This is a genomic window from Methylobacterium isbiliense, from assembly GCF_022179325.1.
In the GTDB taxonomy this organism is placed as follows: domain Bacteria; phylum Pseudomonadota; class Alphaproteobacteria; order Rhizobiales; family Beijerinckiaceae; genus Methylobacterium; species Methylobacterium isbiliense.
In genome coordinates this window covers 120,161-146,728 of sequence record NZ_BPQQ01000018.1, presented here as the reverse complement: position 1 = coordinate 146,728, position 26,568 = coordinate 120,161, and the positions used below count along the sequence as shown (strand labels likewise).

29 protein-coding genes are annotated in these 26,568 nt (G+C 72.5%); 16 read left to right on the top strand and 13 right to left on the bottom strand.

The genetic code is table 11. The features are described 5' to 3' along the window. Nucleotides 1-7: 7 nt before the first annotated feature. Nucleotides 8-925 (bottom strand): transcriptional regulator GcvA, encoded by a 918-nt coding sequence (gene gcvA / locus MFF61_RS08715; protein ID WP_238234699.1) that lies wholly within the window; start codon nucleotides 923-925, stop codon nucleotides 8-10. A gap of 107 nt (nucleotides 926-1,032) precedes the next feature. Here gcvA and MFF61_RS08710 point away from each other — a divergent pair, with 107 nt between their 5' ends. The 5 genes from MFF61_RS08710 to MFF61_RS08690 all read left to right on the top strand — a co-directional run bounded on the left by MFF61_RS08710 (nucleotide 1,033) and on the right by MFF61_RS08690 (nucleotide 4,478). After that, complete coding sequence (locus MFF61_RS08710; protein ID WP_238234698.1) at nucleotides 1,033-1,263, top strand: DUF1127 domain-containing protein; 231 nt, start codon at nucleotides 1,033-1,035, stop codon at nucleotides 1,261-1,263. Between the two features lie 151 nt (nucleotides 1,264-1,414). Continuing rightward, nucleotides 1,415-2,152, top strand: coding sequence for a helix-turn-helix transcriptional regulator (locus MFF61_RS08705; RefSeq protein ID WP_238234697.1), 738 nt, complete (start codon nucleotides 1,415-1,417; stop codon nucleotides 2,150-2,152). 486 nt (nucleotides 2,153-2,638) lie between these two features. Beyond that, a complete protein-coding gene (locus tag MFF61_RS08700) occupies nucleotides 2,639-3,361 on the top strand; it encodes an acyl-homoserine-lactone synthase (protein ID WP_238234696.1) in 723 nt (240 codons plus the stop codon). Between the two features lie 182 nt (nucleotides 3,362-3,543). Further along, nucleotides 3,544-3,756, top strand: a complete 213-nt coding sequence (locus MFF61_RS08695; RefSeq protein WP_238234695.1) for a hypothetical protein — start codon at nucleotides 3,544-3,546, stop codon at nucleotides 3,754-3,756. Between the two features lie 86 nt (nucleotides 3,757-3,842). Then, the gene (locus MFF61_RS08690) at nucleotides 3,843-4,478 is read left to right on the top strand and encodes a glutathione S-transferase N-terminal domain-containing protein (RefSeq protein ID WP_238234694.1); all 636 of its coding nucleotides are present in this window, start codon (nucleotides 3,843-3,845) and stop codon (nucleotides 4,476-4,478) included. Nucleotides 4,479-4,501: 23 nt separating this feature from the next. On the opposite strand, the gene ruvC is transcribed toward MFF61_RS08690, so the two are convergent. Next, a complete protein-coding gene (gene ruvC / locus MFF61_RS08685) occupies nucleotides 4,502-5,050 on the bottom strand; it encodes a crossover junction endodeoxyribonuclease RuvC (RefSeq protein ID WP_238234693.1) in 549 nt (182 codons plus the stop codon). 157 nt (nucleotides 5,051-5,207) lie between these two features. After that, nucleotides 5,208-6,326 carry a DUF2336 domain-containing protein gene (locus MFF61_RS08680; RefSeq protein WP_238234692.1) on the bottom strand — a complete coding sequence of 373 codons (1,119 nt, stop codon included), beginning with the start codon at nucleotides 6,324-6,326 and terminating at the stop codon, nucleotides 5,208-5,210. A 389-nt stretch (nucleotides 6,327-6,715) separates the two neighbouring features. Here MFF61_RS08680 and MFF61_RS08675 point away from each other — a divergent pair, with 389 nt between their 5' ends. Further along, nucleotides 6,716-7,585 (top strand): hypothetical protein, encoded by an 870-nt coding sequence (locus MFF61_RS08675; RefSeq protein ID WP_238234691.1) that lies wholly within the window; start codon nucleotides 6,716-6,718, stop codon nucleotides 7,583-7,585. A gap of 24 nt (nucleotides 7,586-7,609) precedes the next feature. On the opposite strand, the gene MFF61_RS08670 is transcribed toward MFF61_RS08675, so the two are convergent. The 4 genes from MFF61_RS08670 to MFF61_RS08655 form a co-directional block, all read right to left on the bottom strand. Beyond that, nucleotides 7,610-8,191 (bottom strand): DUF1254 domain-containing protein, encoded by a 582-nt coding sequence (locus MFF61_RS08670; RefSeq protein ID WP_238234690.1) that lies wholly within the window; start codon nucleotides 8,189-8,191, stop codon nucleotides 7,610-7,612. Beyond that, on the bottom strand, nucleotides 8,188-8,901 hold the full coding sequence (locus MFF61_RS08665) for a DUF1214 domain-containing protein (RefSeq protein WP_238234689.1): 714 nt from the start codon (nucleotides 8,899-8,901) through the stop codon (nucleotides 8,188-8,190). Before MFF61_RS08665 ends, MFF61_RS08670 begins: the two co-directional genes overlap by 4 nt. 62 nt (nucleotides 8,902-8,963) lie before the next feature. Beyond that, nucleotides 8,964-10,313 carry an ATP-binding protein gene (locus MFF61_RS08660; RefSeq protein WP_238234688.1) on the bottom strand — a complete coding sequence of 450 codons (1,350 nt, stop codon included), beginning with the start codon at nucleotides 10,311-10,313 and terminating at the stop codon, nucleotides 8,964-8,966. Nucleotides 10,314-10,323: 10 nt separating this feature from the next. Next, nucleotides 10,324-11,037 (bottom strand): response regulator, encoded by a 714-nt coding sequence (locus MFF61_RS08655; RefSeq protein ID WP_238234687.1) that lies wholly within the window; start codon nucleotides 11,035-11,037, stop codon nucleotides 10,324-10,326. Nucleotides 11,038-11,224: 187 nt separating this feature from the next. On the opposite strand from MFF61_RS08655, the gene MFF61_RS08650 reads away from it, so the two are divergent. From MFF61_RS08650 to MFF61_RS08635, 4 genes are all read left to right on the top strand, one after another. Beyond that, on the top strand, nucleotides 11,225-11,518 hold the full coding sequence (locus MFF61_RS08650; protein WP_238234686.1) for an accessory factor UbiK family protein: 294 nt from the start codon (nucleotides 11,225-11,227) through the stop codon (nucleotides 11,516-11,518). Nucleotides 11,519-11,795: 277 nt separating this feature from the next. Further along, nucleotides 11,796-12,299, top strand: coding sequence for a type III secretion system chaperone family protein (locus MFF61_RS08645; protein ID WP_238234685.1), 504 nt, complete (start codon nucleotides 11,796-11,798; stop codon nucleotides 12,297-12,299). An 18-nt stretch (nucleotides 12,300-12,317) separates the two neighbouring features. Further along, nucleotides 12,318-13,136 carry a pyrroline-5-carboxylate reductase gene (gene proC, locus MFF61_RS08640; protein ID WP_238234684.1) on the top strand — a complete coding sequence of 273 codons (819 nt, stop codon included), beginning with the start codon at nucleotides 12,318-12,320 and terminating at the stop codon, nucleotides 13,134-13,136. A gap of 104 nt (nucleotides 13,137-13,240) precedes the next feature. Next, entirely contained in the window at nucleotides 13,241-13,990 is a 750-nt protein-coding gene (locus tag MFF61_RS08635) for a TetR family transcriptional regulator (RefSeq protein ID WP_238234683.1), read from the top strand. 3 nt (nucleotides 13,991-13,993) lie between these two features. On the opposite strand, the gene MFF61_RS08630 is transcribed toward MFF61_RS08635, so the two are convergent. Both MFF61_RS08630 and MFF61_RS08625 read right to left on the bottom strand, forming a co-directional pair. Further along, a complete protein-coding gene (locus MFF61_RS08630; protein WP_238234682.1) occupies nucleotides 13,994-14,755 on the bottom strand; it encodes an AprI/Inh family metalloprotease inhibitor in 762 nt (253 codons plus the stop codon). Continuing rightward, complete coding sequence (locus tag MFF61_RS08625) at nucleotides 14,752-15,696, bottom strand: 2-hydroxyacid dehydrogenase (protein WP_373324664.1); 945 nt, start codon at nucleotides 15,694-15,696, stop codon at nucleotides 14,752-14,754. Before MFF61_RS08625 ends, MFF61_RS08630 begins: the two co-directional genes overlap by 4 nt. A 294-nt stretch (nucleotides 15,697-15,990) precedes the next feature. Between MFF61_RS08625 and MFF61_RS08620 the strand changes: the two genes are divergently transcribed. The 5 genes from MFF61_RS08620 to MFF61_RS08600 all read left to right on the top strand — a co-directional run bounded on the left by MFF61_RS08620 (nucleotide 15,991) and on the right by MFF61_RS08600 (nucleotide 21,305). After that, entirely contained in the window at nucleotides 15,991-17,085 is a 1,095-nt protein-coding gene (locus MFF61_RS08620; protein WP_238234680.1) for an ABC transporter ATP-binding protein, read from the top strand. Nucleotides 17,086-17,212: 127 nt separating this feature from the next. Beyond that, nucleotides 17,213-18,523: an ABC transporter substrate-binding protein gene (locus MFF61_RS08615; RefSeq protein ID WP_238234679.1), complete on the top strand. Its 1,311-nt coding sequence runs from the start codon at nucleotides 17,213-17,215 to the stop codon at nucleotides 18,521-18,523. A gap of 91 nt (nucleotides 18,524-18,614) precedes the next feature. Next, entirely contained in the window at nucleotides 18,615-19,559 is a 945-nt protein-coding gene (locus MFF61_RS08610) for a carbohydrate ABC transporter permease (protein WP_238234678.1), read from the top strand. An 11-nt stretch (nucleotides 19,560-19,570) separates the two neighbouring features. Further along, nucleotides 19,571-20,449, top strand: a complete 879-nt coding sequence (locus MFF61_RS08605; RefSeq protein WP_238234677.1) for a carbohydrate ABC transporter permease — start codon at nucleotides 19,571-19,573, stop codon at nucleotides 20,447-20,449. Between the two features lie 85 nt (nucleotides 20,450-20,534). Beyond that, on the top strand, nucleotides 20,535-21,305 hold the full coding sequence (locus tag MFF61_RS08600) for a GntR family transcriptional regulator (protein ID WP_238234676.1): 771 nt from the start codon (nucleotides 20,535-20,537) through the stop codon (nucleotides 21,303-21,305). Nucleotides 21,306-21,498: 193 nt separating this feature from the next. Here MFF61_RS08600 and MFF61_RS08595 read toward each other — a convergent pair whose 3' ends face one another. The 4 genes from MFF61_RS08595 to MFF61_RS08580 form a co-directional block, all read right to left on the bottom strand. Further along, nucleotides 21,499-22,950, bottom strand: a complete 1,452-nt coding sequence (locus tag MFF61_RS08595) for an amidohydrolase family protein (RefSeq protein ID WP_238234675.1) — start codon at nucleotides 22,948-22,950, stop codon at nucleotides 21,499-21,501. 16 nt (nucleotides 22,951-22,966) lie between these two features. Further along, nucleotides 22,967-23,986 (bottom strand): ABC transporter substrate-binding protein, encoded by a 1,020-nt coding sequence (locus tag MFF61_RS08590; protein WP_238234674.1) that lies wholly within the window; start codon nucleotides 23,984-23,986, stop codon nucleotides 22,967-22,969. Nucleotides 23,987-24,188: 202 nt separating this feature from the next. After that, nucleotides 24,189-24,956: an ABC transporter permease gene (locus MFF61_RS08585; protein WP_238234673.1), complete on the bottom strand. Its 768-nt coding sequence runs from the start codon at nucleotides 24,954-24,956 to the stop codon at nucleotides 24,189-24,191. Nucleotide 24,957: 1 nt separating this feature from the next. After that, a complete protein-coding gene (locus MFF61_RS08580) occupies nucleotides 24,958-25,809 on the bottom strand; it encodes an ABC transporter ATP-binding protein (protein ID WP_238234672.1) in 852 nt (283 codons plus the stop codon). A gap of 319 nt (nucleotides 25,810-26,128) precedes the next feature. Between MFF61_RS08580 and MFF61_RS08575 the strand changes: the two genes are divergently transcribed. Further along, nucleotides 26,129-26,566: a nuclear transport factor 2 family protein gene (locus MFF61_RS08575; RefSeq protein ID WP_238234671.1), complete on the top strand. Its 438-nt coding sequence runs from the start codon at nucleotides 26,129-26,131 to the stop codon at nucleotides 26,564-26,566. Nucleotides 26,567-26,568: the final 2 nt, after the last annotated feature.

Here is a 26,568-nt window from a genome sequence, read left to right as displayed (position 1 = left end):
TCCCGCCTCAAAGCGGCGAAACCGGGGCGCCGGCCTGTGCCGCGAGCCACGCGCGGAAGCGCGCGACCTTGGGCGGGTCCGGTTCGTCCGGGGTCACGACGAAGAACGAGTAGGGGCTCGCGACCTCCTCGGGAAAGGGCCGCACCAGCCCGCCATGGGCCAGCAGGTCGCCGCCGAGCACCCGCGTGGCCAGGGCCACCCCCTGCCCGGCGGTGGCCGCCTGCAGCACCATGAAGGTGTGGGTGAAGGTCGGGCCGCGCCGCCCCGCGACGCCCGGCACCCCCGCCGCCGCCAGCCACTCCGCCCAGCCGACCATGTCGGCGTCGAGCGGGTCGCCGTCGTGCAGGAGCGTGTGGCCGGCGAGATCCTGCGGCCGGCGCAGGGGCGGCTCCCCGTCCCGCAAGGCCGGGCTGCAGACCGGAAACACGGCGTCGCGCAGCAGCAGGTCGGCCCGCAGGCCCGGATAGCCGCCCTTCCCGTGCCGGATCGCGAGGTCCACCGCGTCGCGGGAGAAGTCGGCGAGGGCGTTGTTGGCGACGATGCGCACGTCGATGTCGGGGTGGCGCGCCCGGAAGTCGCCGATGCGCGGGATGAGCCAGAGCGCCGCGAAGGAATGCGTGGTGCTGACGGTGAGCGCGTCGTCCTCGCTCTGCCGCTTCAGGCCCGCGGTGGCCGCCGCCAAGCCGTCGAGCATCTGCCCGGCCGCCCGCGCGTAGCGCTCCCCCGCCGGCGTCAGGACGACGCCGCGGCTCGGCAGCCGGCGGAAGAGGCGCAGACCGAACCACGCTTCGAGCGCCTTGACCTGCTGGGCCACCGCGCCAGCGCTGACCCCCAGTTCGTCGCCGGCGGCCTGGAAGGTGGGGTGGCGGGCCGCCGCCTCGAAGGCCCGGACGGCGTTGAGCGGGGGCAGGCGGCGCGGATCCATTCCGAAGTTTTTCTGAGTCGAAGCCCGAGAGCTTCTGGTTTGCCCATAAGGATCCGCGACGGCAAGATCACTCTGCGAACCGACCTTCACCGACCCCGGAGAGAGCCATGGCGACCCTCGTCAGCGGCCAAGGAAACCTGCGCCTCGTTCCGTCTATCGCCCTGCGCCCGCCCCGCGCCCGGCGCGCGCTGTCGCTCGTCGAGCGGGTGGAGCTGTGGGCGCAGCGCCGCCGCGAGCGCCGCGCCCTGATGCAGGCCCCGGATATGGTCCTGAAGGACCTCGGCCTCTCGCGCGCCGACGCGGTGCGCGAGGCAGACAAGCCGTTCTGGCGCGGGTGACGCCGCCCGCGCCGGTCCGCCCGGGGGCGCCGACCGCCCGGACGCAAAGTCCGCTAGGAAGCCGCACCGGTTTCGTGCACTCTGGCGGCAGTGCCGCGTGGGGCCGGCGCCCGATCCGTCCCCCGGGCGCAGCTGGGCTCCAGAGGTCGGCATGGCGGACACGGAGGAGGGTTTTCTCCGCAACACCTTCGAGCTGATCGATGCGCTCGACCAAGTCGAGCATCCGCTCGAAGCGCAGACCCGGATCTTCGACGTCATCCAGCAATGCGGCTTCCGCTACTTCGCGATCACGCGGCTGCCGCAGCCGAGCGAGCGTCTGGGGCCGAGCATGCTGCTCAGCGTCTGGCCCAAGGGCTGGCTCGCCCATTACGACCGGATCGGCCATTACCGCTTCGATCCCGTGGCCCGCTACTGCCACCGCACCCTCGAACCCTTCGCGTGGTCCGAGATCGACTACGATCCGGACTGCGCGCCGCGGGCGCACCGGGTGATGGATGAGGCCGCGGAGTTCGGCATGGCGTCCGGCTTCTGCGTCCCGATCCACGACGCCTACGGCTTCCAGGCCGTGGCGTCCTTCGCGGGGGAGCGGGCCGACCTGCCGCCGAAGGTCCGCCGCGGGGTGCACATGCTCGGGCTCTACGCCTGGGGCGCGGCGGCGCGCACGACCAAGCACCGCAGCCCCCAGCCCGGACGCCTGCTCAGCCCGCGCGAGCGCGACGTGCTGTGCTGGGCCGCGATGGGCCGCACCCGCCAGGAGATCGCCGCGATCCTCGGCGTCTCGCACGAGACCGTGGCGACCCATCTCAAGAGCGCCCGCCTGAAGATCGGCACGCGCAACACCACCCAGACGGTGGTCGAGGCGCTGCGCCGCCGCGAGATCACGCTCTGACCGCGACGACCGCGGGTGCCGCGGCACCCGGTCGTCGCGTCCGCAGGCCGATGCATCGTCAGGCGACGTGACGCCCGGCTCATCTGAGAAGACTCAGCACAATCGAGAATCCGCACAGGTTCCGGTCCAGCCGGACCAGATGATGCGCCAGCCAGCATCGTGCGATCGACGCAGCAGATCATCAGCACTCAACGCTTCTCAACCCTTTTTCGGGACGACCTGAGCCTCCGCGGGAGGGGAACCAGGACCCGCGCGAAGATCTGCCGCGAAGGCGTTCCGCTTCTGCGGCGCTGCAGGCGCATCGACGCCTCGCGGATGTCAGCCTCGTGGTCCGGATCTCCTTCGGTTTCGCGTTGACCGTGCGGGGGAACAGCGCAAAGACGACGCGACAACAGCATCGGAAAGACGACGCGGCTCCCTGTTTTCGGGGATACCGGCTGCCCGTCCGTGCTGTCCCAATGGCTTTGCCAGTCTCAGGGACAGACGATGATCCGGCTCCACGTCATCGACCGCGGCAATCGCGGCGCCTATACGGACGCGCTCGATCAGCATTTCGTGCTGCGCAAGCAGATCTACATGGACGAGCAGGGCTGGCGGGCGCTGCGGGCGGTCGACGGCCGCGAGCGCGACCAGTTCGACACGGAGGACAGCGTGTATCTGCTGGCCCTCGACCCGCACGGGCAGGTGGCGGGCGGGACGCGCCTGCTGCCCTCGCAGGGACCGACGCTGCTGAGCGACGTCTTCCCGCATCTCGCCGACGCGCGCGGCTTCACCCGCGCCCCGGAGATCTGGGAATGGACGCGCTTCTTCGTGGCGCCCCGCTTCCGCGAGGATGGGCGCCTCTCCCGCCTGGCCGGCATCGTGGCCACGGGAATGATCGAGCATTGCCTCGCCCGCGGCATCCCGCGCCTCAACGCGGTCGGCGAGACCTATTGGGTGCCGAAGGTGTCGGAACTCGGCTGGCGCCCGCGGCCGCTCGGTCTGCCGCTCGCGCATGACGGCCTGTCGATCTGCGCCTTCACGGTGGAGATGACGCAGGCGGCCCTGTCCACCACCCGGGCCGTCTACGGCGTGGAGGGGAGCAGCCTGCATCGGCCGCAGGCGGAGCGGGCGGCGCGGCCCCGGCATGCCCCGCATCCGGATCTCACCGCGCGCCTCGCCGGAGCGCCGGGCCAGCGCCCGATCACGCTCGACCGGGATTCCGCCTGATCCCCCGCGCATCGCCCCCGCCTCGGGCGTCGGGGCTCCCGTCGACGACGGGCTCCCGTCTCACGCCCGGGGACCACGGCCATGCGCGCCCTGTCGATCGGGCCGGCCCGACGGGTCAGCGGCCGGAACGTCTGAAGGACCCTGCTGGCCGACGCCGGTCAGATCGCTGGAATGATGGTGACATGGTCGAGCGTGGTACCGACGAACCTGATCTCTCCGACGAGGCGAAGGCGGAGCTGCGCATCCTGCGCGTCGCCGCCGCGGCCGTCGACCTGCCGCGGCTGGTCGGGCCCGAGATGGCACAGCGGCCCGCCGTGCGCGCGCTGATCGAGGCGGGCTGGGCTGTGTTCCTGGAACTCGGCCGGGGCGGCGCGGGCAGCGACGATCTCTGCTGAGACGGCGATCCGGCACGCCCCGCGGCCCGAACCGTCGCCGGCCGGCCGCTCCGCCCTACAACCGGCGGGACATGCCGGAGGTCACGATGCTCCATCTCTACACCTGGACCACGCCGAACGGCCGCAAGCCGGCGATCATGCTGGAGGAACTCGGGCTGCCCTACACCGTGCATCCCGTGAACATCGGCAAGGACGAGCAGTTCGCGCCCGACTTCCTGGCGATCTCCCCCAACAACAAGATCCCGGCACTCGTCGATGACGCCGCGCCCGAGGGGCCGCTCGCGGTGTTCGAGAGCGGGGCGATCCTCACCTATCTGGCCGAGACCTCGGGACGCTTCCTCGCCCCGTCCGGCCCGGCGCGGTTCAAGGCGCTCGAATGGCTGCACTGGCAGGTCGGGGGCCTCGGTCCGATGCTCGGGCAACTCGGCTTCTTCGCGGTGCGCTCTCCCGAGAAGGCCCCGCTCGCCATCGCACGCTTCACCGCGGAGGCCGACCGGCTGCTCGGGGTGATGGAGCGGCGCCTCGCCCAGACGCCCTATCTCGCAGGCGAGGCCTACTCGATCGCCGACATCGCCTGCTATCCGTGGGCGGTGGCGGCCACGAGCTTCCTCAAGGAGCCGCTCGCCGACAGTCTCGCCGGCAAGCCGTCCCTCGACCGCTGGCTCGGCGCGGTGGGCGCCCGGCCCGCGGTGCAGAAGGGCATGACCGTCCCGGCCGTGTGACGCCGCGACGGACCGCGAGGCGGTCAGATTCCTCCGGCGAGCGCCCCGGCCTTGCGCCCCGCCTGGGGCGCGAGCGCCGCGAGGCGGGCGCGGGCGGCCCGGTGCTGGGCATGCGTGATGGCGATCGCCAGCGCGTCGGCGGCGTCGGCCGTGCCCGGATCGGCCTTGGGCAGCAGGAAGCGCACCATCGCGCCGACCTGATCCTTCTCGGCGTGACCGGTGCCGACCACGGTCTTCTTGACGAGGTTGGCGGCGTACTCGGCCACCGGCAGGCCGGCGAGCGCCGGAACCAGCAGTGCCACCCCGCGGGCGTGGCCGAGCTTGAGCGTCGCCTGCCCGTCCTTGTTGACGAAGGTCTCCTCCACCGCGACCTCGTCCGGCTCCATCGCGGCCACGACCCGCTGGAGGCCGTCGTGCAGGGCGCGCAGGCGCGTGGCCAGGGCATCGTCGTTCCCCGACACGATGGTCCCGGACCCGACATAGGCGAGACGGGTGCCCGTGACGGTGATCAAGCCCCAGCCCGTGCGGCGGAGGCCCGGATCGATGCCGAGGATGCGGACCGGATGGGTCATCGCCTGTCGGGTCCTTTCACGCGTCGCGCCGATCATGCCGTGGACCGGCCCGCCCCGGCAACGGGCGGTGGAGCGGCGATACTCCGGGCGCGCCGTCCCCGCCAGCCGCCGCCGCGACGGCCGGCGTCCGGCGTGGCCGCGCGGTGACAGGCGGGGATCAGGTTGAGGCCTGCGTCCGGCGGGTGCGCTCCGGCAGGGCCGGACGCAGGGGAGCGGCCTGAGGGCGCAGCTTCGGCGAGGCGGGGCCGTGGGCCGGCCGGTGCTGGTCGGGCGTGGCCACCCGCTCGGCCGGGGTGCTGCCGAGGATCGCCGCGAGCAGGTCGCGGGCCGTGGCGGCCTCGGTCTCGCGAAACAGCCGGGCGAGCCGGAACACCGCCTCGACCGAGCGGCCGATCTCCGGATCGAGCCGCAGGAAGACGTAGATCGCCTCCTCGTCGGTGAGGCCGGCGGCGCGCAAGCCCAGGGCGAGGAGGTCGTGCCGGGCGGGATCGGCGACGTCCCATTCCACCGGCCCGAGGCCGAGCGCCTCGCACAGGGCCTCGCCGAAGCGCGCGGTGTCGCGGCTTTGCGCCAGGGCGGTGAGCGCCGCGCCGGCGCCGCGGGCGGCCGGCCGCGCCAGCGGGCGCAGGGCGGCGCGGGCGGCGATCCCGGCCCGGATGGCCGCCCGCCGCTCCGGGTCGGCGTCGAGGTAGAGCGGCGCGAGGTCGACCGCCGGGGCGTCCTCGCGGGCGACGAGCCGCGCGGCGAGGTCCCGCCGCTCCCGCGCCCGCGCCACCAGCCGCTCCAGGGCCGGGCCGTCGAGGCGGATATGCGGGTTCCCGGCCAGGGCGAGGTCGATCTCCGGATCGTCGCGGCGGGTCAGGTCATCCACCAGCGCCCGGCCGAGGTCGTCGCGCTGGGCGATCACCGCGTCGAGCCCCGGGCCGTTGCCGGCCGCGTCCAGCACGCCCGTCGAGAGGGCGGGGCTGAGCCGCACCACCGCGTCCCGCGCCCGGCCGCCATGGGCCGCCAGGAGGGCGAGCACGCTCTGCGGCGTGTCGGCCAGCGGCGCGAGCTTCTCGGCCACGATCGCGGCGGTGTCGGCATCCACCGTGGGGATCAGCCCGCAGGCGAGCGATTCGAACGCCCGCACGGTCGCGGGATCCCGCGCCGGCGCGGCGCAGAACAGGTCGCTCTGGACCCGCAGCAGCACCGGCTTGATGTCCAGCCGGCGGTCGCGGGCGAGTTCGAGGAGGCCGGACAGGTCCGGCGGAGCGGCATCGGCGGAGCGGGCCATGTGGGTCGGGTACGCAACACTGCACGGACCGCGAGACTAGGAGCGACCGCGTAAAGCGACGCTTAAGCCTGTTGCCAGGGTCCCGCCCGTCTCCTGGGGAGAGCGGGGATGACCGCGCGGCCCGGTGACGGATGGTTGACGGCCGGGCGCCGGACGCGCCGGCCTGGAAAGGGCTCGTTAACCACGTCGTGGTTTCTGGTCACGCACGCGCCGCCGCGGCGGGCGCGGATCCCGGAGGGTCATTGGAGCTTGGAGGCGGGAGATGATCGGCCCACAGCATCGCACCACGGCAGACATCGTTCCGCTCTCGGCGGCGGTCCGCCGCCCGCGCCGGGACGACGCGGAGACGGAGCCCCGCGGCACCATCCTGCTGTTCACGGGAGTGCGCTATGAGAGGTGTCCCGATCCGGCTCCGGCCCCCGTCGCGCCGCCCCCCGGCCGGACCGGTGCCCGTCGCCAGCGCGGCTGAGGCGCGCGCCCGCGGGCTGCTGCGCCGCCCCGCGCTCCTGCTGGCCCTGCCGGTCGTCGCCTCCTGCGTGCAGCAGGGCGATCTCGGCCGCCCGGCGCCCACCGCCTGGAACAGCCTCATCGACGCGGCCGGCACGCTGGCAGCGCGCGAGCGCGGCGAGCCGTCCTCGTTCTTCCCCTACACGGACGACGAGCGGATCCTGCGCGACCGGTCGTGGCGCTACCTGATGCCGGCGCGCGACCGCAGCCTGTTCGACAACGCCCTCGACAACCTCACCCGCGCCCGGGTGCTGCCCGCCGAGTGGCGGCTCTCCGACCCGCGGGCCTATCTCGACGCGATCCTGGCCGAGCCGTTCCGCTCGCCCGTCTCGCGCTACCGGCGCCTGTCGGACGATCTCACGGCGGACGGGCGGCTGATCCCGGCCTTCGCCGAGACCGCCGCCCGGGTGGTGCGGGCGGACCTGACGCGGCTGCGCAGCCTGCCCTTCATCCGCACCCTCGACGACCGCGACGTGCGCAGCGCGGCGATGCGGGTGGCCGAGAACCGGTGCCTGATCGCCTGGGTGCGCCGCGAGACCGCCGCGCGCTCCGATTCCTACCGCACCGCGCTGGAGCACCTGCTGGTGGCGGTGCCGAGCGAGGAGGCGGTGGGGGCCGAGCGGGCGCTCGCCTTCCTGGAGTCCCGCCGCCGGCTGCTCGACCCGCTCCTGCCCGCCGACGCGGAGAGCCGCTGCGGGCTGGCGCCCGCGCCCGAGGAGGGGCCGCAGGCGGGTCTCGTCACCAAGGGGTGAGGCCGGGTTCGGACGGTCCCGGTCTCACTCCTCCTCGCTCTCGATGGTGCAGGACACCGAGCGGGCAGCCTGGTTGGCCATCGCCTGCTGGCTCGGCAGGGCGGAGAGGACGCGCACCACGACGTAGCCCTCGCGGCCCGGCGCCACGATCCGCACGTCGCGGTTGCGCTCGTCCTCGTCCGCGTTGGCCAGGGCCTCGTCGAACTGGCGCCGTGTCATGATCACGAGTTCGATGTTGCCGCGCACCGCCGCCTGATCGGTGATGGCGTAGAAGGCGCCGCCGCGCCCGTGCACCGAGAGGGACTGGAACAGCGGCCCGGTCTCGGCCGAGATCCGCACCGGCCCGTCGTCGAGGTCGTAGGCGCAGATGCCGATCGCGGTGGCCGGGTCCTGCGGCGGCAGCCAGCTCTCGGCCGCCTCCGGCGGGGCGCCGGTGCGGGCGGAGTGGATCAGCACCGAGGTGTCGTTGCTCAGGGTGGCGCGCGCCCGGGCGAGGGCGTCGTGGTCCGACAGGTAGGGGATCGCCAGCACGACCGTGATGTGCACGATTCCGGCCAGCACGAAGCCGCACAGGGTGGCGAGGAGGAAACGGCCCGTGCTCGTCACGATTCGCAGTCCAGGCGGGTGATCGAGGGCACGCCCTCGCGTTCGAGGGCGCCGGTGCTCGCCGCGACCGGAGTGTCGTAGAGGCGCAGCGCCAGCCGCAGGGCTCCCTCCCCGTCCGGCATCGGCAGCCAGTTGCCCGGCTGCACGCGCGGCGCCAGGGTGATGGCGAAGCGGCCGTTGGCGTCGCGCAGCACCTCCGTGGAGGTGAAGCCGAGGCGCGGCGGCGGTCCCGCGGCTTCCGCGGCGGCCGGCGCCGGGCGGCGGCGCTCGGCGGTGAGCGTCCAGGCGCGGGCGGGCGGGGTCGCCCCTGCGATCCGGTAGGCGCAGGCGAGCGAGAGCGGCCGGCCAGCATCGTCCGTGGCGGCGGTGAGCAGCAGCCCCTCGCCGAGGGCGATCGGAATCTCGCCGGTGCGGGCATGGATCGCCCTGGCGTAGGGGTCGGCCTCGCGCGATCCGAGCCGCGGCCACGCGGTCCAGGCGCTGAGCGTCACGCCGCCGAACGGCGAGCGGCCGAGCGTGGCCCAGTTGGCGCTGGCGAGCCCGAGCCCGGCGCCGAGGGCGAGCGCGTAGAGCACGAGCAGGACGTTGCCCGCGCGCCACGGGACGACCGCCCGGACCCGCCGCAGGGGCGACGCACGGCGGGAGCGCGCGGGCCGCTCGGCGGGCGCCGCGCTCAACGGGGGGGTCTCGGCACGTCTCTCGGCCAGCATCGGCCCTCTCTAGCGCACCTGCGGCCCGGGGACGAACCGCTTTGTGCGGCGCGTGCGCCCGATCACGCCGCCTGCACCGGCGGGGCGGCGGCGCGGGGCAGCGCGAGGCGGGCCGCCAGCCCGTGCGGGCGGCGGTTGGCCAGGGTGAGGCGCCCGCCATGGCCCTGCGCGATCGCGCTCGCGATCGACAGGCCGAGGCCGAAGCCGCCGGCCTCCGTGCGGGCGCGGTCGCCGCGCACGAAGGGCTCCAGCATCGCGGCCTGCTCGGCCTCCGGGATGCCCGGCCCCTCGTCCAGCACCTCGACGGCGACCTCCCCGGGACCGAGCGGGAGGAGCCGCACCGTGGCGCCGCCGCCATACTTGACGGCGTTCTCGATCAGGTTGGTGAGGGCGCGCTGCAGCTCCTCGGGCGCGCCCCGCACCAGGGCCGGGCGCAGATCCGCGGCCCGCACCTCCTCGCCGACATCCGAGAAGCCGTCGCAGACGGTCTGGACCAGGGAGGCGAGGTCGATGAGCCCCATCCCCTCGCGGGTGCGCCCGTCGCGCACGAAGGACAGGGCGGCCTCCACCAGGGCGTTCATCTGGTCGAGGTCGCGCAGGAACTGCGCCCGGAGCCCCTCCTCCTCCAGGAACTCGGCGCGCAGGCGCAGGCGGGTGATCGGCGTGCGCAGGTCGTGGCTGATCGCCGCCAGCATGTGGGTGCGGTCGTCGATCAGGCCCTTGACCCGCTGGCGCATCCGGTCGAGGGCGCGGCTTACCGCCAGCACCTCCTCGGGCCCCCGCTCGGGCAGCGGCGCGAGGTCCATGCCGGTGCCGAAGGCTTCCGCGGCGCCGGCCATGCGCGCGAGCGGCGCCGTCAGCGCCCGGGCGGCCCAGACCGACAGCAGGGTGAGCGACACGGCGAGGAAGAACAGCGTGCCGAGGATGGGGCCGGTCAGCGGCGGCGGCCGGTCCGGCCGGGGCGGCAGGTCGGCGGCCAGCACGAGGCTCCCGCCCCGGACCACGAGGCGCGCCGGCCGGTCGTCGCCCTCGCCCGCGCGCCCGGACGCCTCGACCGTCCAGTCCGGCCCCAGCACCCGGCGCAGCTCCTCCACCTCCTGCCCGGCCTGCGGCGGGGCCGCTTGGGCCGGCGCGGCCGCGAGCAGGGCGAAGCGTGGACCGGAGGCCCCCTGCCCGGCCGCCGCCACCAGGGCCGGGCGCTCGCCCGGGCTCGCGGCCGCCACCATCCGGATCACCGTGGCGAGGCGGTTGGCGAGCGCGCCGGGCCGGTCCTCCACCCGCCGGATGTCGGGGCGCAGCAGCAGGAAGGCGAGGGTGAGCGCGACGTGGGTGGCTGCGATCGCGGCGACCACCAGGACGGCGATCTGGCCGGCGATGCGCCGGGGCAGGCGGATGGGGCCGCGCCGGATCATGCGCGGCTCCTCACGCCCGGGTGACGGCGGGCGTGAAGACGTAGCCGCCCGAGCGGATGGTCTTGATCATCTCCGGATTGCGCGGGTCGCGCTCGATCTTCTGCCGGATGCGGCTGATCAGGACGTCGATGCTGCGCTCGAAGGGCCCCGGCGCGCGTCCCTGCGTCAGGTCGAGGAGCTGGTCGCGCGACAGCACCCGGCCCGGGCGCAGGCCCATCGCGTGCAGGAGGTCGAACTCGGCGGCCGTCAGCGCCACCTGGGCGCCGTCCGGGTTGACGAGCTGGCGCAGGTCGGGGTCGAGCACGAAGCCCGCGAAGGCGAGGCGGCGCGCCCCGTCCTCCTCCCGCTCCGTCCCGGCGCCGCGGCGCAGCACGGCCCGGATCCGCGCCAGCAGCTCGCGCGGGTTGAAGGGCTTGGCGAGATAGTCGTCCGCCCCGATCTCCAGGCCGACGATGCGGTCGATCTCCTCGCCCTTGGCGGTGAGCATCAGGATCGGCACGCCCGATTGCGCGCGCAGCCGCCGGCAGATGCTCAGGCCGTCCTCGCCGGGCAACATCAGGTCGAGGATGATCAGGTCGATGCGGGAATCGGCCAGCAGCCGGTCCATCTCGCGGCCGTCGCCCGCGAGCGAGACGCGCAAGTCGTTGCCGCGCAGATAGCGGGCGACGAGCTGGCTGATCTCGCGGTCGTCCTCGACGAGCAGGATGTGGGGCGTGCCGGTCACGGCTGACCTTATGCCCGAGGTGCCGCCCGCCTTGAAGCCGGGGATTTGCGTCCGAGTGTTTCCGCAGGCCGCGGCCGAAAAAGAACCGCAATGTTCGGGTGCGGTCCGGGCGATTCGGGACGGCCGGATTGCAGGCATCGCGCGCGCCTCCCATGTGCGGGCGATCCTTCGAGACGAGGAGACGACCGTGCAGACCCAGAACCGCTTGCTCGACGACTTCGCCCGCCTGATGACCGACGCGGCCGGGGCCGCCCAGGGCGTGCGCCGCGAAGCCGAGACCCTGATGCGCGCACAGGCCGAGCGCTTCCTGCGCGACATGGACCTCGCCTCGCGCGAGGAGGTCGAGGTGCTGCGCGACCTCGTGACCGCTCTGCGCAGCCAGAACGACGCGCTCGTCGCGCGGGTCGACGCGCTGGAAGCCAAGCTCGCCGAGCCCAAATCCGGCGGCACGCGCGGCCGCGGCGCGGCGTCCACGGCCTGACCCTGGGGCCGGCGCGGCTTATTCACAGGAAGCTTCGGTGGATGGCGCCCCGGCGCCCCGCCTCTCCCGGGGTTTTCGCTTTGAGTCCCGCGAGTCGCCCGGGCTATAGTGACCCGAGCACTGATTCGCTGCCGCATTGGGGAGACAAGTCGAACGCCTAAGCTCATCGCCTGCGGGCCAATACGTCCCGGTGTTGCGATCTGCTTTGACCACGACGCCGTTCCCGCGTCCCGTGACGCATCCTCCCCCGCTCGGACGAGCCAAGAACCGGATCGACATGACCCAACTGCACATCGACGACCTTGAGCGCGCCGAGCATCCGCTCGATGTCGTCGAACGTCTCGCCTCCCTGCGCGACTGGATCTTCGACCGGGCGGAGACCGACGAGATGTCCGTGGCGGTCGCGGGCAAGTGGACCGAGTACCACGTCGCCTACACGTGGATCGAGGACGTCGAGGCCCTGCACGTCGCCTCGGCCTTCGACCTGAAGGTCCCGGCCCGCCGCCGCACCGAGGTGCTGCAGCTCGTCTCGCTCGTGAACGAGCAGCTCTGGGTCGGGCATTTCGACCTGTGGAGCGGCGAGGACGTGGTGATGTTCCGCCACTCCCTGCTGCTCACCGGCGGCGCCGAGCCGACGCACCGGCAGTGCGAGATGATGCTGAAATCGGCCATCGACGCCTGCGAGCGCTACTTCCAGGCCTTCCAATTCGTGATCTGGGCCGGCAAGTCCGCCCGCGAGGCGCTCGACGCCGTGCTGTTCGAGACCGAGGGTGAGGCGTAAGGACGATCCGGTGCTCCGATGACCGCCACAGAGCTTCCCGCCTCCCTGGTTCTCGTCGGCGCCGGCAAGATGGGCGGCGCCATGCTGGAGGGCTGGCTCGCCAGCGGGCTCGAGGGCGCGCGCATCGCGGTCGTCGATCCCGGAGCCTCGCCCGACCTCGCCGCTGTCTGCGCGGCGCGCGGCATCGCCCTCAACCCGAGCCGGGTCGATCCGCCCGAGGCGCTCGTCCTCGCCATCAAGCCGCAGGGGCTCGACGCCGCGGCTGAGACGGCGGCGGCGCTCGCCGGCCCCGACACCCTCCTGGTCTCGGTTCTGGCCGGCAAGACCATCCAGAACCTCAAGGCGCGCCTGCCGCGGGCCCGCGCCGTGGTGCGGGCGATGCCCAACCTTCCCGCCAGCATCGGCCGGGGCGCCACCGGGGCGGCGGCGAGCCCCGAGACCGACGCGCGCCAGCGCCGCATGGCCGACGCGCTCCTCTCCGGCATCGGCCTCGTGGAATGGATCGACGACGAGGGGCTGATCGACGCCGTGACGGCGGTCTCGGGCTCGGGGCCGGCCTACGTCTTCCTGCTCGCCGAGGCGCTGGCCGCCGCGGGCGCCGCCGCCGGGCTGCCGCCAGAGGTCGCCGCGCGCCTGGCCCGGCAGACCGTGGCGGGGGCCGGCGCGCTCCTGGCCGAGAGCCCGCTCGACGCCGAGACCCTGCGGCGCAACGTGACCTCGCCGGGCGGCACCACCGCGGCGGCGCTCGGCGTGCTGATGGCCGAGGGCGGCCTGCCGGACCTCCTGCGCGAGGCGGTGGAGGCGGCCCGGCGCCGGTCGGCGGAACTGTCGGGCTGACGCGGCCGGCCTCGGACAGCCCGCCGCACCGCCCTGCCGGAACGGGGCGGAGTGCCTACATCGGGGGCATGGAACCGCAGGACGAGCCCGCACCGGAGCACCCCATGGCCCGCAAGCCCAGAACCGAGGATCCCGGGACCGAGGATCGGCAGAGCCCGGGCGCCCGCCCGCCGCGGGAGGCGATCGTCGAGGCGCTGATGCGGCTCGCCGCCGAGCAGCCCTGGCACGACATCGAGATCACCGACATCGCCCGCGAGGCGAGGGTGAGCCTGTCGGAGTTCCGCGACCACTTCCCGTCGAAGGGGGCGGTGCTCGGCGGCTTCTCGCGCATGATGGACAAGGCGGTGCTCGCCGGCACCACCGATGATCTGGCCGACGAGCCGCCGCGCGAGCGGCTGTTCGACGTGCTGATGCGCCGCCTCGACGCCATGACGCCCTACAAGGCGGCCCTGCGCCGGATCGCCTTCGCGCTGCGCACCGATCCGCTCTCGCTCGCGGCGCTGAACGGTGTCGCCCTCAACTCCCAGCGCTTCATGCTGGCGGCGGCGGGCATCAGCACCGAGGGACCGCTCGGGCGGCTGAAGCTGCAGGGCGTGGTGATCGCCTTCGCGCGCACCCTGGAGACGTGGTTCGAGGACGACGACCCGTCCCTCGCCCGCACCATGGCTCGGCTCGACCGCGAGATCCGCAACGGCGAGCGCCTCATGGAGCGGGCCGAGGACCTGCGCCGCCTCACTGCGCCGTTCCGGGCGCTCGGCCGCTCGCTCGTCGAGCGCGGCAGCCGCCGCGCCCGCCGCCCGCGCGACGAGGCGGACGACGACCGGCTCGACCGCGGGGACCCTGTCGCGCTCTGAGCCTCAGGGCGCGACCCGGCGCAGCACGAAGGTGGTGCCCGTTTCCGGGTCGCGCCGCCAGCGCCCGTCCCCGAACGGCACCAGCCCGACACTGTGGCCGCGCCGGGCGAACAGCGTGATGCGGCCCTCGTCGTAGCGCCACGACACCGGGTCGAACACCGTGAGGCCGAGGTCGCGGCAGCCGTCGAGCACCCGCAGGGCGCCGACGTCGAGGGCGAGGCGGCAGGTGTCCTTCTCGCTGAAGCGGTCGAGGGCGTAGGTGCCCGACACCCCCTCCGGCGGCGTCGCGGGCGGGCGGGGATCGGGCTTCGGCAGGGCCGCCCGGATGACCGGCGGCGGCTCGGGAGGTGCGGCGCGCGGACCCTCCGGGGCGATCCCGTACCGCTCGCCGGAGGCCGCCGCCGCGCTCAGCGGGCCGGGCGTCTCCGGCAGGGCGAAGTCCAGCACCGGCGCGTTCGCCTCGTCGAGGAGGCGCAGGGCGCCGTCCTCCAGCCGCCACCGGGCGAGCCGGCCGACGATCGGCAGCGCCCGGCGGCAGCCCGCCGGGAAGCGCACGGTCTGGCCGGCCGCGGCGTCGCCCGCCAGCGTGACGACGCAGCGCCGGGGCGTCCCGTCGAGGGAGAGGCTCCAGGCGCCCGCGGCCTCGGCCGCGTTGCGCGGCCGGGCGGGATCGGGCGCCGCCGCGGCAGGCGCCGCGGCGCCGGGCGCCGCGAGCCAAAGCGCGAGGCACGCGGCGAGTCCCAGGGCCCGCAGCCCCCGGGTCACGGAGCCGTCCGCGGCCAGGGCGTCTCCACGACCGGCGTGACGGGTCCCTTGCCGGAGAACCACGACACGAGGTTGTCCACGACGAGCTGCCCCATGGCGGTGCGGGTATGGACCGAGGCCGAGCCGACATGGGGCAGCAGCACGGCGTGCTCCTGCGCAATCAGCCCCGCCGGCACCCGCGGCTCGTCGGCGAAGACGTCGAGGCCGGCGCTCTGGATCGTGCCGTCCGAGAGCGCCGCGATCAGCGCCTCCTCGTCCACCAGGGTGCCGCGCGCCACGTTGATGAGCACGCCCTCGGGGCCGAGCGCCTGCAGCACCTCGCGGTTGACGATGCCCCTCGTCTCGGGACCGCCCGGGGCCACCACCATCAGCACGTCGACTGCGCGAGCGAGATCGAGGAGCGAGGCGTGGTAGGCGTAGGGAACGTCCGCCTGCCGCGAGCGGCCGTGATAGGCGATCTCGACCCCGAACGCCTCCAGCCGGTGGGCGATGGCCCGCCCGATCCGCCCGAGCCCCAGGATGCCGATGCGCCGGCCCCGCAGGGTACCGGTGAGCGGATAGGGTTTTTCCAGCCACTTGCCCGCCCGCAGGTAGCGGTCGACCTGCGGGATCTGCCGCAGCGTGGCCAGCAGCAGCCCCACCGCCAGATCAGCCACCTCGTCGGTGAGCACGTCCGGGGTGTTGGTGACGACGATGCCCCGGCGGCCGGCCTCGGCCGCGTCGATCGTGTCGTAGCCCACGCCGAAATTCGCGATGATCTCCAGCTTCGGCAGCCGGTCGAGGAGCGCCCCGTCCACCCGCACGCCGCTCACCGCCATGCCCCGCGCCCGCGGCCCGTGCTCGGCGAGGAAGCGGTCCGCATCGCCGGCCGGATCGGCCCGGTGCAGGGTGAAGTGCCGGTCGAGCGCCTCGGTGACGAGCGGCATCATCGGCCGCAGCATGATGACGTCTGTGGATTTCAAGCGCCTCTCCCGACAATCCGTCCGTGCGCATCCGACGATGTGCGCACGCCAGGGGCGCTTGATCTCGCGCCCGCGTCAACCGATGATGGCCCCGAACGAGGAGAGGCGGCAAGCCGCCCGGCCCGAGGGAAGGAAACGCGATGACGCCCGGCGACAGCAGCCGACGCCGCATTCACGGCCGCCTGCCGATGGCAGCGCTGCCACAATCCCCCTGCGACCTCGTCCGGGCGTCCCGCCGCCCCGGTGCGGCCGCGACGGCAGCGGGGTGAGGCGATGGCCGGACTCGAGATCAGGAACGTCCAGAAATCCTTCGGCACGACGCCGATCCTGCACGGCGTCTCGATCGACATCCAGGACGGGGAGTTCGTCATCCTCGTCGGCCCGTCGGGCTGCGGAAAGTCGACGCTGCTGCGCATGATCGCCGGGCTGGAGAACATCACGGCGGGCGAGATCCGGATCGGATCGCGCGTCGTCAACGCGGTGCCGCCCAAGGAGCGCGACATCGCGATGGTGTTCCAGAACTACGCGCTCTACCCGCACATGACGGTGCGGGACAACATGGCCTTCTCGCTCAAGCTCAGGAAGGCGCCGAAGGACGAGACGGCCACCCGGGTGAACCGCGCCGCCGCGATCCTCGGTCTGGAAAAGCTCCTCGACCGCTACCCGCGCCAGCTCTCGGGCGGCCAGCGCCAGCGCGTCGCCATGGGGCGGGCCATCGTGCGCGACCCGCAGGTCTTCCTGTTCGACGAGCCGCTCTCCAACCTCGACGCCAAGCTGCGCGTGGCCATGCGGGCCGAGATCAAGGAACTGCACCAGCGCCTGCGCACCACCACCGTCTACGTCACCCACGACCAGATCGAGGCCATGACCATGGCCGACAAGATCGTGGTGATGCACGACGGCAACGTCGAGCAGATCGGCGCGCCGCTCGAGCTCTACGACCGGCCCGACAACATGTTCGTGGCGGGCTTCATCGGCTCGCCGGCCATGAACTTCCTGAAGGGCCAGGTGACGGGGAACAGCTTCCGCACCGACGGCGGCCTCACCCTGCCGCTGCCGACCCGCGGGGCGCGCCCGGCGGAGGGGCAGCGCGCCGTCTACGGCCTGCGGCCCGAGCACGTGCGCCTCGCGGAGGGCGGCGTGCCGGTGGAGGTGGCGGTGGTGGAGCCCACCGGCTCCGAGACGCTGGTGCTGGTGCGCCCGCCCGGCGAGGCCGCCGGGACCGACCTCGTCAAGGATCTCGGGCGCGACATGGCCTGCGTCTTCCGCGAGCGCATCGCGGCAAGGCCCGGCGAGCGCATCGCGATCACCGCGGACCCGAACCTCGTGCATCTCTTCGATCCCGAGAGCGGCCGCCGCCTGAGTTGAGCGCCGGGCCGGACGACCCGGCCCGTCCACCCGTTCCCATGCAGGGGCGAGCCGCCCCTGCCGAGACGCGCAGAGGGGCGAGAGAAGCCCCCGCCGACACCGACCCACGATCCGGGAGACACGCCAGATGACCTCGTTCGACCGCCGTTCGATCCTGAAGGGGGGCGCCGCGCTCGGCCTCGCCTCCGCCGCCGGCCTCGACGGCTTCGCCCGCGCCTGGGCGCAGGAGAACCAGTGGAAGCCGGAGGCCGGCGCCTCGCTCAAGCTGCTGCGCTGGAAGCGCTTCATCCCCTCCGAGGACGAGGCCTTCATGCGCCTCGTGGACGCCTTCACCAAGGCGACCGGCGTGCCGGTGAGCGTCACCAGCGAATCCTTCGACGACATCCAGCCCAAGGCGTCGGTGGCCGCCAATACCGGCCAGGGGCCGGACATGGTCTGGGGCCTCTACTCCTTCCCGGCGCTCTTCCCCTCGAAGTGCCTCGAAGTGGGCGACGTGGCCGACTACCTCGGCAAGAAGTACGGCGGCTGGGTGCCGGCGGCGGAGGCCTACGGCAAGGTGAAGGGCAAGTGGATCGCGATCCCGATGGCCTTCAACGGCGGCTACATCAACTACCGCATCTCCTCGGTGAAGAAGGCCGGGTTCGACAAGGTGCCGGAGGACCTCGATGGCTTCCTCGAACTGTGCCGGGCGATGAAGAAGAACAACACGCCGTGCGGCTTCGCGCTCGGCCACGCCACCGGCGACGGCAATTCCTGGGCGCACTGGGCGCTGTGGGCCCACGACGCCTACCTCGTCGACGCCAACGAGAAGATCGTCATCAACTCGCCCGAGACCGCCAAGGCGCTGGAATACGTCAAGAACCTCTACCAGACGTTCATTCCCGGCACGGTCTCGTGGAACGACTCGTCGAACAACAAGGCGTTCCTGTCCGGCGACCTGCACCTGACCAACAACGGCATCTCGATCTACGCCACGGCGAAGACCGAGCGGAAGGACATCGCCGAGGACATGGACCACGCGGTCTATCCGGTCGGCAAGTCCGGCAAGCCGACCGAGTTCCAGCTCGCCTTCCCGATCCTGGCCTACACCTACACGAAGGCCCCGAACGCCTGCAAAGCCTTCATGGCCTTCGCGCTGGAGGCGCAGAACTACAACGCGTGGCTGGAGGCCTCGCAGGGCTACCTCTGCCACCCGCTCAACGCCTACGCCAACAACCCGATCTGGACGGCCGATCCCAAGAACAAGGTCTTCCGCGAGGCCTCGACCCGCACGCTGGCGGCGGGCGGCCTCGCGCCGGTGAGCGAGAAGGTGGCGGCGGTCCTGGCCGACTTCGTCGTCATCGACATGTTCGCGGCCTACTGCACCGGGCGCGACGACGCGAAGGGCGCCATCCGCACCGCGGAGCGGCAGGCCCAGCGCATCTTCCGCTCGTCGTAAGCCACGCCGCCGCGCAAGGCCCCTCTCCCGCCCGGGAGAGGGGCCTTGCGCCGGATGCATCGCGCCGTCCTGCCCGCTGAAGGAGGCCCTCATGGCCGACATCGCCCTCGACCGCCCGGCGGCTGCCAGCCGCGAGGGCGCCTCCGCCTGGAGCCGCCTGCGCACCAGCCGCGGCTGGCTCGGCCTGTGGTTCATGGCGCCGGCGGCCCTGATCCTGCTCCTCTTCCTGGCCTTCCCGCTGGTGAAGGGCATCTGGCTGTCCTTCACGGACACCCGCATCGGCCGGGGCGGCGCCTTCGTGGGCCTGGAGAACTACGAGTGGCTGTGGGACGACAGCGTCTTCTGGCTCTCGGTGTTCAACACGCTGCTCTACACCGCCATCGCCTCGGTGGCGAAGTTCGGCATCGGCCTCTACCTCGCGCTGCTGCTCAACAAGCGGCTGCCGTTCAAGGCGCTGATCCGCTCGATCGTGCTGATCCCCTTCGTCGTCCCGACCGTGCTCTCGGCGCTCGCCTTCTGGTGGATCTTCGACAGCCAGTTCTCGATCATCTCGTGGTCGCTGCGCCATCTCGGCCTGCTCGACCACAACATCGACTTCCTGGGCGATCCCACCTGGGCGCGCACCTGCGTGATCTTCGCCAACATCTGGCGCGGGGTGCCCTTCATCGCGATCACGCTGCTGGCCGGGCTGCAGACCGTCTCGCCCTCGCTCTACGAGGCCGCGACCATCGACGGCGCCACACCCTGGCAGAACTTCCGCCACATCACCTTCCCGCTGCTCACCCCCATCATCGCGGTGGTGATGACCTTCTCGGTGCTGTTCACCTTCACGGACTTCCAGCTGATCTGGGCCATGACCCGCGGCGGGCCGGTGAACGCGACGCACCTGATGGCGACGCTGTCCTACCAGCGCGGCATCCTCTCGGGCAGCCTCGGCGAGGGCGCGGCGATCGCCACCGCCATGGTGCCCTTCCTGATGCTGGCGATCATGATCTCGTGGTTCGGCCTGCAGAACCGCAAGTGGCAATCGGGCTGAGGAGCGCGCAGATGGCCGAGACGACCGCCGACCATTCCGAGGGCATGGCCTATCTCGACACGCTGCCGCGGCGCATCGTGACGGTCTACATACCCCTCATCATCATCCTGGTGGTGCTGCTCTTCCCGTTCTACTGGATGGCACTGACCGCCATCAAACCGGACGAACAGCTCATCGACATGGACACCTACAACCCGTTCTGGGTGGTGTCGCCCACGCTCAAGCACATCTCGAAGCTGCTGTTCGAGACGCAGTACCCGGTCTGGCTCTGGAACACGATGTTCGTCTCGGTGGCGGCGACCATCCTGTCGCTGTTCGCCAGCGTGCTGGCCGCCTACGCCATCGTGCGCATCCGCTACAAGGGCGCGGCGCTGGTCGGCGGCGCGATCTTCCTCGCCTACCTCGTGCCGCCCTCGATCCTGTTCATCCCGCTCGCCACCATCATCCAGGCCTACGGGCTGTTCGACTCGCCGCTCGCGCTGATCCTCGTCTACCCGACCATCCTGATCCCGTTCTCCACCTGGCTGCTGATGGGCTACTTCAAGACCATCCCGTACGAGCTGGAGGAGTGTGCGCTCATCGACGGGGCCGGGCGCTGGCAGATCCTGACCAAGATCATCCTGCCGCTGGCGGTCCCGGGCCTGATCTCGGCCGGCATCTTCTCGCTGACGCTGTGCTGGAACGAGTTCATCTACGCGCTCACCTTCCTGTCCTCGACCCCGAACAAGACCGTGCCGGTGGCGGTGGTGAGCGAGTTCGTGGACGGCGACATCTACCGCTGGGGCTCGCTGATGGCGGGCGCGCTGGTGGGCTCGCTGCCGCTGGTGATCCTCTACTCGTTCTTCGTCGAGCACTACGTCTCGGCCATGACGGGCGCCGTCAAGGAGTAGGGCCAGGACTAGGGGCCGGGCTGTACAGACGGCCCGGAATGCCCGAGCCTGGAGGGACGCACCCCGCCCCTCCCCGGCCCTCCGCATGACCCGCGCCCCGCGCTCCGCCAAGACCACACCCACGGCCAAGACGACACCGTCGGCCAAGATCGTCCGCCTGACGGGGCCGCGCGTCCCGGCTCCCGCCGACCGGGGCACGGCCATCTACGCGGCCCTGCGCCGGGCGATCATCGAGCAGGCGCTCAAGCCCGGCGCGAAGCTGCCCGAGGACGCGATCGGGGCGAATTTCGGCGTCAGCCGCACCATCGTGCGCACCGCCCTGCGGCAGCTCGCGGCGGAGGGGCTGGTCGAGATCCGGCGCAACCGGGGCGCGAGCGTCGCGCGCCCGAGCTGGGAGGAGGCGGGCGACATCTTCGCCATCCGCCTCGCCCTCGAACGCCTCGTCGTCGAGCGCCTCGCCGGGCGCCTCGGCCCCGACCAAGTCGCGCGCCTCAAGGAGCACGCCGCGCGCGAGGACGGGGCGCGAGGGGTGAACGAGCCGCAATCCGTGCGCCTCGCCACCGAGTTCCACGTGCTGCTCGCCGAGATGACCGGCAGCGAGGTGCTGGCGCGCTACGTCGGCGAGGTGGTGTGGCGCTGCGGCCTGACGCTCACCCTCTACAGCCGCCCCCATTCCTCGGAATGCGGCGTGAACGAGCACCGGGAGATCATCGCGGCCCTGGAGGCGGGCGACGCCGCCCGCGCGGTGGCGGTGATGGACGCCCACCTCTCGGGCGTCGTCGCCCGCGCGCTGATCGCGCCTTCGCCCAAGACCACGGACCTGTCCGATATTCTGCGGCGCTATACGGAGGAGTAGGAGCCAGCGTGATCGGCCGGGATCGTCATCATGGTGCTCTCGGCAGCGTAGCGGCTCAGATGCTTCGGCGAAGCCCAGTGGCGGATGCCGATGATCCGGCGCTTGAGGATCGCCCACGATGTCCGGGCAAGCTCGTTGCGTTCAGACCTCAATCGTGATCGGTCCGGCACGAACGATGACGCAGGCGTGAGCCTCACCCGCAGCCGATCCGCCGCGCGTACCAGTCCCGCAAAGCGGCCTCGTAGCGCGGCCACGCGCGCAGGAGCGGGTGGTGCGGGACGCTGGCGCGGTAGCGCGCCCGCAGCTCGGCCTCGGCGGCGGGCAGATCCAGGCCGGTGACGCGGCCCTCCGCGACGATGCGCCGGCCTGCCACCACCACCTCGCGCACATGCGCCGCCGTGGCGCGCGCGAAGACGAGGTCGAGGGGCGCGACGGGCAGGATCGCGTCGCGGTCGAGGGCGTCGAGGTCGAGGACGAGGAGGTCGGCGGGGGCGCCGGGCGCCAGCGCGCCGTCGCCCGGCGCGCCGAGCGCGGCGCGGCCCGCGGCCACTATCTCCACGAGGAAGCGGCGGCGGTCGTCCGGGCCGTCGAAGCCCCAGGGGCCGTGCACCGCCTGGACCAGCCGCATCTCCCGCAGCATGTCGTCGTCCTCGTCGAAGGCGAGGCCGTCGAGGCCGACGCAGACCCGGCACCCTTGCGCGCGGGCCTCCCGAATGGGGCCGAGGCCGGAGCGCAGGTGCAGGTTCGAGCTGAAATTGGTGACGATCGTCGCGCCGGCCTCCGCGATCATCGCCCGCTCGGCCTCGTCCGCGTAGGTGGCGTGCGCCAGCGTCAGCCGCGGCGAGAGCAGGCCGATCTCGCGCAGGTAGGTCACGATCCCCTGCGGGAATTCCCGCCGCGCCCAGTCGCGCTGGTAGCGCGTCTCCAGGAGGTGCATGTGCACGCGCCGGCCCGTCGCGGCCGAGCGCTCGGCGATGGCCTCCAGGAGCGGGCGGCTGCACCATTGCACGCCCGCCGGCCCGAACTGGACCGACACGGTCGGTCCCTCGATCGCCGCGGCGATGGCCTCCGTGAGGGCGATGTACGCGTGGGGCGGCATCCCCGGGCGCAGGAAGGCGGCCTCGATCTCGCGGCGCAGCGCGGCCGGCAGGCCAGCGAGCACCTCCTCCTCCGGGCCGTAGACCAGCGGGTGGATGTCCCGCACGGCGAGCGCGAAGGCGAGCCGCACCCCGACGTCGCGGGCGGCCCGGGCCACCTCGCCCGCCTCGTCGAGGAGCGGCATCGCGCCGCTCGGTCGGGTGTAGTGCACCATCACGGCGGCGCAGCCCGCCCGCGCCGCCCGCGCCAGCGGCGCCGCCGCGGCGAGGTAGGGCTCGGGCGGCGTCGCCAGGATCGAGCGCGGCAGCCACGTCTCCAGCGGCAGGAACGCTGCCCCGAACGAGGTCAGCGAGAGCGGGCGGGCGTGGTCGTGCGCGTTGGCCAGCGCCGGCATCACGAGGCGGCGCGGTCCCGCCGTACCTGACGCGCCGGTGTCGATGGCCGCGATCGAAGCGATCGCCGCGATCGCGTCGCCGTCGAGCCGCAGGGCGGCGCCGGGCGCGTGGGCGAGGTCGGGGCCGAGGAGCGCCTCGCCGGCGACGATCATGGCTCCCTCCCCCGTCCTACTTCTTCACGTAGACTAGCTCCCGCTCGGCCTTCGGCGGCAGGAACTGGCGGGAGAAGACCTCGCCCGGCTCCGGCTGGCGCGGCAGATCGTAGCCCGCCGCGACGAGGCCGATAGCCCGCTTGAGGCGGTCGTCCTTCAGGTCGCCGACGCCGATCTCCTTCATCTCGGGCGAGACGATCAGCGTGTCGTAGGAATATTGCAGCCGGCGCTTCTCCACGCCGGCGTTGACGAGGTTGTCGAACTTGACGACGGCCTCCATGCCGAGATCCTGGTCGCGGCCGATCTCGATCACCGCCCGGTTGATCGCCCGCACGAGGCCGGCCACGGCCTTCGGGTTCTCCTTGATGAGCTTCTGCGACACCATCACGCCGTTCGAGTACAGATCGAGGCCGTAATCGCCGAACTTGATCCAGGAAAAGTCCTTGTCGGGATCCTGCCGGTTCAGCACGAGGTTGAAGTAGCTGGTGATGTTGAAGACCAGCGCGGCGTCGATCTGGCCCTGAAGGAGCATCGGCTCCTGCAGGTTCGGGGCCATGTTGCTGACCTTGATCTTGGCGAGGTCGAGAGTGTTGGTCTTGGCGAAGACCGGCAGCATGCGGGTGGTGGGGGTGCCCTGCGCGCCGCCCACGGTCCGGCCCTCGAGATCCTTCGGGGTCCTGATGCCGCTGGCCGCCTTGGAGACGATCGCGAAGGGCGGCTGGTTCCAGAGCATGTAGACCATCACCGGCGCGTCGGCGGGGCGCGTCGCGGCGTTCTGGATGATGGCGTTGATGTCGCCGAAGCCCGCGTCGTAGGCCCCGCCCATGATCCGGGTCACGGTCGCGCCCGAGCCCTCGCCCTGGTCGATCACGACGTTCAGGCCCTCCTCCTTGAAGTAGCCCTTGTCGCGGGCGAGGAAGAAGGCGGCGTCGCTCCCCTGGGTCTTCCAGCCCAGCGTGAACTTGACGTTCGTCTGCGCGAAGGCCGTGCCCGCGGCAAGGCACAGCGCCAGCGTGGCGGCGAGGCGGAGGAACATCGTCGGAACTCCCGTGATCCGCGCCCGCGGGCGCTTTCCCGTGGTTATACCAACGGCCCAAGATGCTGACGCATCGATCTCGATCCCGGGCAAGACCGGGATCGACAGGGCCGTTGAGACGTCTCGATGTTTCGTCGCCAAATCAGAGATTTGACGAATGATCGAGAATCGAACCGGCGGTCATTTTCAATGACCGCCGGCATTAGACAGCGATCTCGCGCTTGCGCGTGGCCCAGCCGGTCACCCGTGCCTCGACGAGCGAGAAGGCGGCGTAGAGCGCGATGCCGAGCCCCGCGAGGATGAACAGCCCCGCGAAGGCGAGGGGCACGTCGAAATTGGAGGAGGCGGCCATCATCACGTTGCCGATGCCGCGGTTCGACGCCACGGTCTCGGCCAGGACGGTGCCGACGAAGGCGTAGGTCACCGCGACCTTCAGCGAGGCGAAGAAGAACGGCATTGTGCGCGGCAGGCCGACATTCCAGAGGATGTCGAGCTTCGAGGCGCCGAGCGCCTTGAGCACGTCCTCCAGCTCCGGCTCGGTGGTGGCGAGCCCGGTGGCGATGTTCACGACGATCGGGAAGAAGCAGATGACGAGCGAGGTGAGCACCGCCGGCACCGTGCCGGAGCCGAACCACAGGACGAAGATCGGCACCACCGCCACCTTCGGGATCGACGAGAAGCCGATCAGCAGCGGGTAGGCGGTGTCGTAGGCGAGCCGCGACACGCCGATGACCGCCCCGATCACCAGCCCGGTCAGGACGCCGAGCGCGAAGCCGAGCATCGTGGTCCCGAGCGTCTGGAGCATGTGCGGCCACAGCACGGGCGCGCGGGCGATCAGCGTGGCGAGGATCTGGCTCGGGCGCGGCAGGATCAGGTCCGAGACGCCGAGCGCGACGCACAGCACCTCCCAGGCGGCGAAGAAGCCGACGATCAGCAGGACCGCGAACAGGCGCTGGCGCACGCGCTCCATGTCAGGCGCTCCCGGCGCGCGCGCTCACGATGAGGTCGCGCAGGCGGTGGTTGAGGGAGACGAAATCCGGCTCGTAGGTCATCGCCACGGTGCGCGGACGCGCGAAGGCGACGGGCGAATCGTCGAGGATGCGGCCGGGCCGCGCGCTCATCACGCAGATGCGGCCGGCGAGGTAGCCCGCCTCGCGCAGGTCGTGCGTCACGAGCAGCACGGTGGGCCGCCGGTCGATCCAGAGGTCCTGCAGTACCCCCCACAATTCCTCGCGGGTGAACTGGTCGAGCGCCCCGAACGGCTCGTCGAGCAGCAGCAATTGCGGCTCGTGGATCAGCGCCCGGCACAGGTTGGCGCGCTGGAGCATGCCGCCGGACAATTGCCAGGGATAGTGGCCGGCGAAGGCCCTGAGCCCGACCTGATCGAGCAGCGCGTGGGCGCGGTCGCGGAAGGCCGTGCGCCGCTTGGCCCGGAACTGCGAGCGGAACGGCTCGACGATCCGCAGCGGCAGCATCACGTTGCGCTCGATGGTGAGCCACGGGAGCATGGTCGGGTTCTGGAACGCCATGCCGATGCGCAGCGCCTTGGCGCCCGCCTCGCGCCCGCCGACGATCACCGCCCCGCGGCTGGGCTGGATCAGCCCGGCGGCGAGCTTCAGGATCGTGGATTTGCCGCAGCCGGAGGGGCCGACGAGGGCCAGGAACTCGCCCGCGCGGATGTCGAGCGTCGTCGGCGCCAGCGCCGCCACCGCCGCGGGCCCGCGCCCGAAGGTGACGGCGGCGTCCTCCAGCTCGATCGCCTTGGCGCCGAGGCGGTCGGCCGGCGCGTCGGGGGCACGGGGGAGCGAGGCGATCGCGGTCATGCGGGCCGCGCAGCAGGTTTCGTGCCAAGCATATACGATTCGGGTGTGCGATGGGCGCGCGGGGCGCGCCGCGAGAGGCGGGCAGACCCCTTCTCCCGTGCGGGAGAGAGCAGTTCCGCGCTTCACCTTCGCGGGCGGCGCCCGTGGCGATCGGCCTGTCCGCCAGCCGGTCCGGCACGGCAGGTTCCGCCCACCCGGCCCCGCGTCGCCAACCCGCGTCCACCCGCCCGGCGGCTGCCCAAGCTTCGGGCACGATCTGCACACAAAACGGTATACAATCTGCGGACGGCCCGCGGTATCCTCGCGCCAGGAGGCGCCGATGACCCAGCCGCTCGCCAGCCCGACACCCACCGATCCCGCGCAGGCCTCCGCCGACGCGGCCCGGATCGTCGATGCCTTCCTGGAGGCCTCGATGCGCCCCGATCCGGTCGCCGCCGCGGCCTTCATGGCGCCGGACGTGCGCATCGTGTTCACGGGCGGCCGGCTGTTCGGGCATCCGGGCGAGGCCACGGCCTTCAACGCCGCGCGCTACCGCTGGGTCAAGAAGCGCATCCTGCGCAACGACGTCGTGCCGGGCCCCGAGGAAACGGTCGTCTACAATCTGGGCACGCTCTACGGCGAATGGCCGGACGGCACGCCCTTCGAAGGCAACCGCTACGTCGACCGCTTCGTGATCCGCGACGGCCTGATCGTATCGCAGGAGGTCTGGAACGACAGCGCCGAGCGCATCCTCTCGCGCGCCGCCTCCGGCGCCTGACG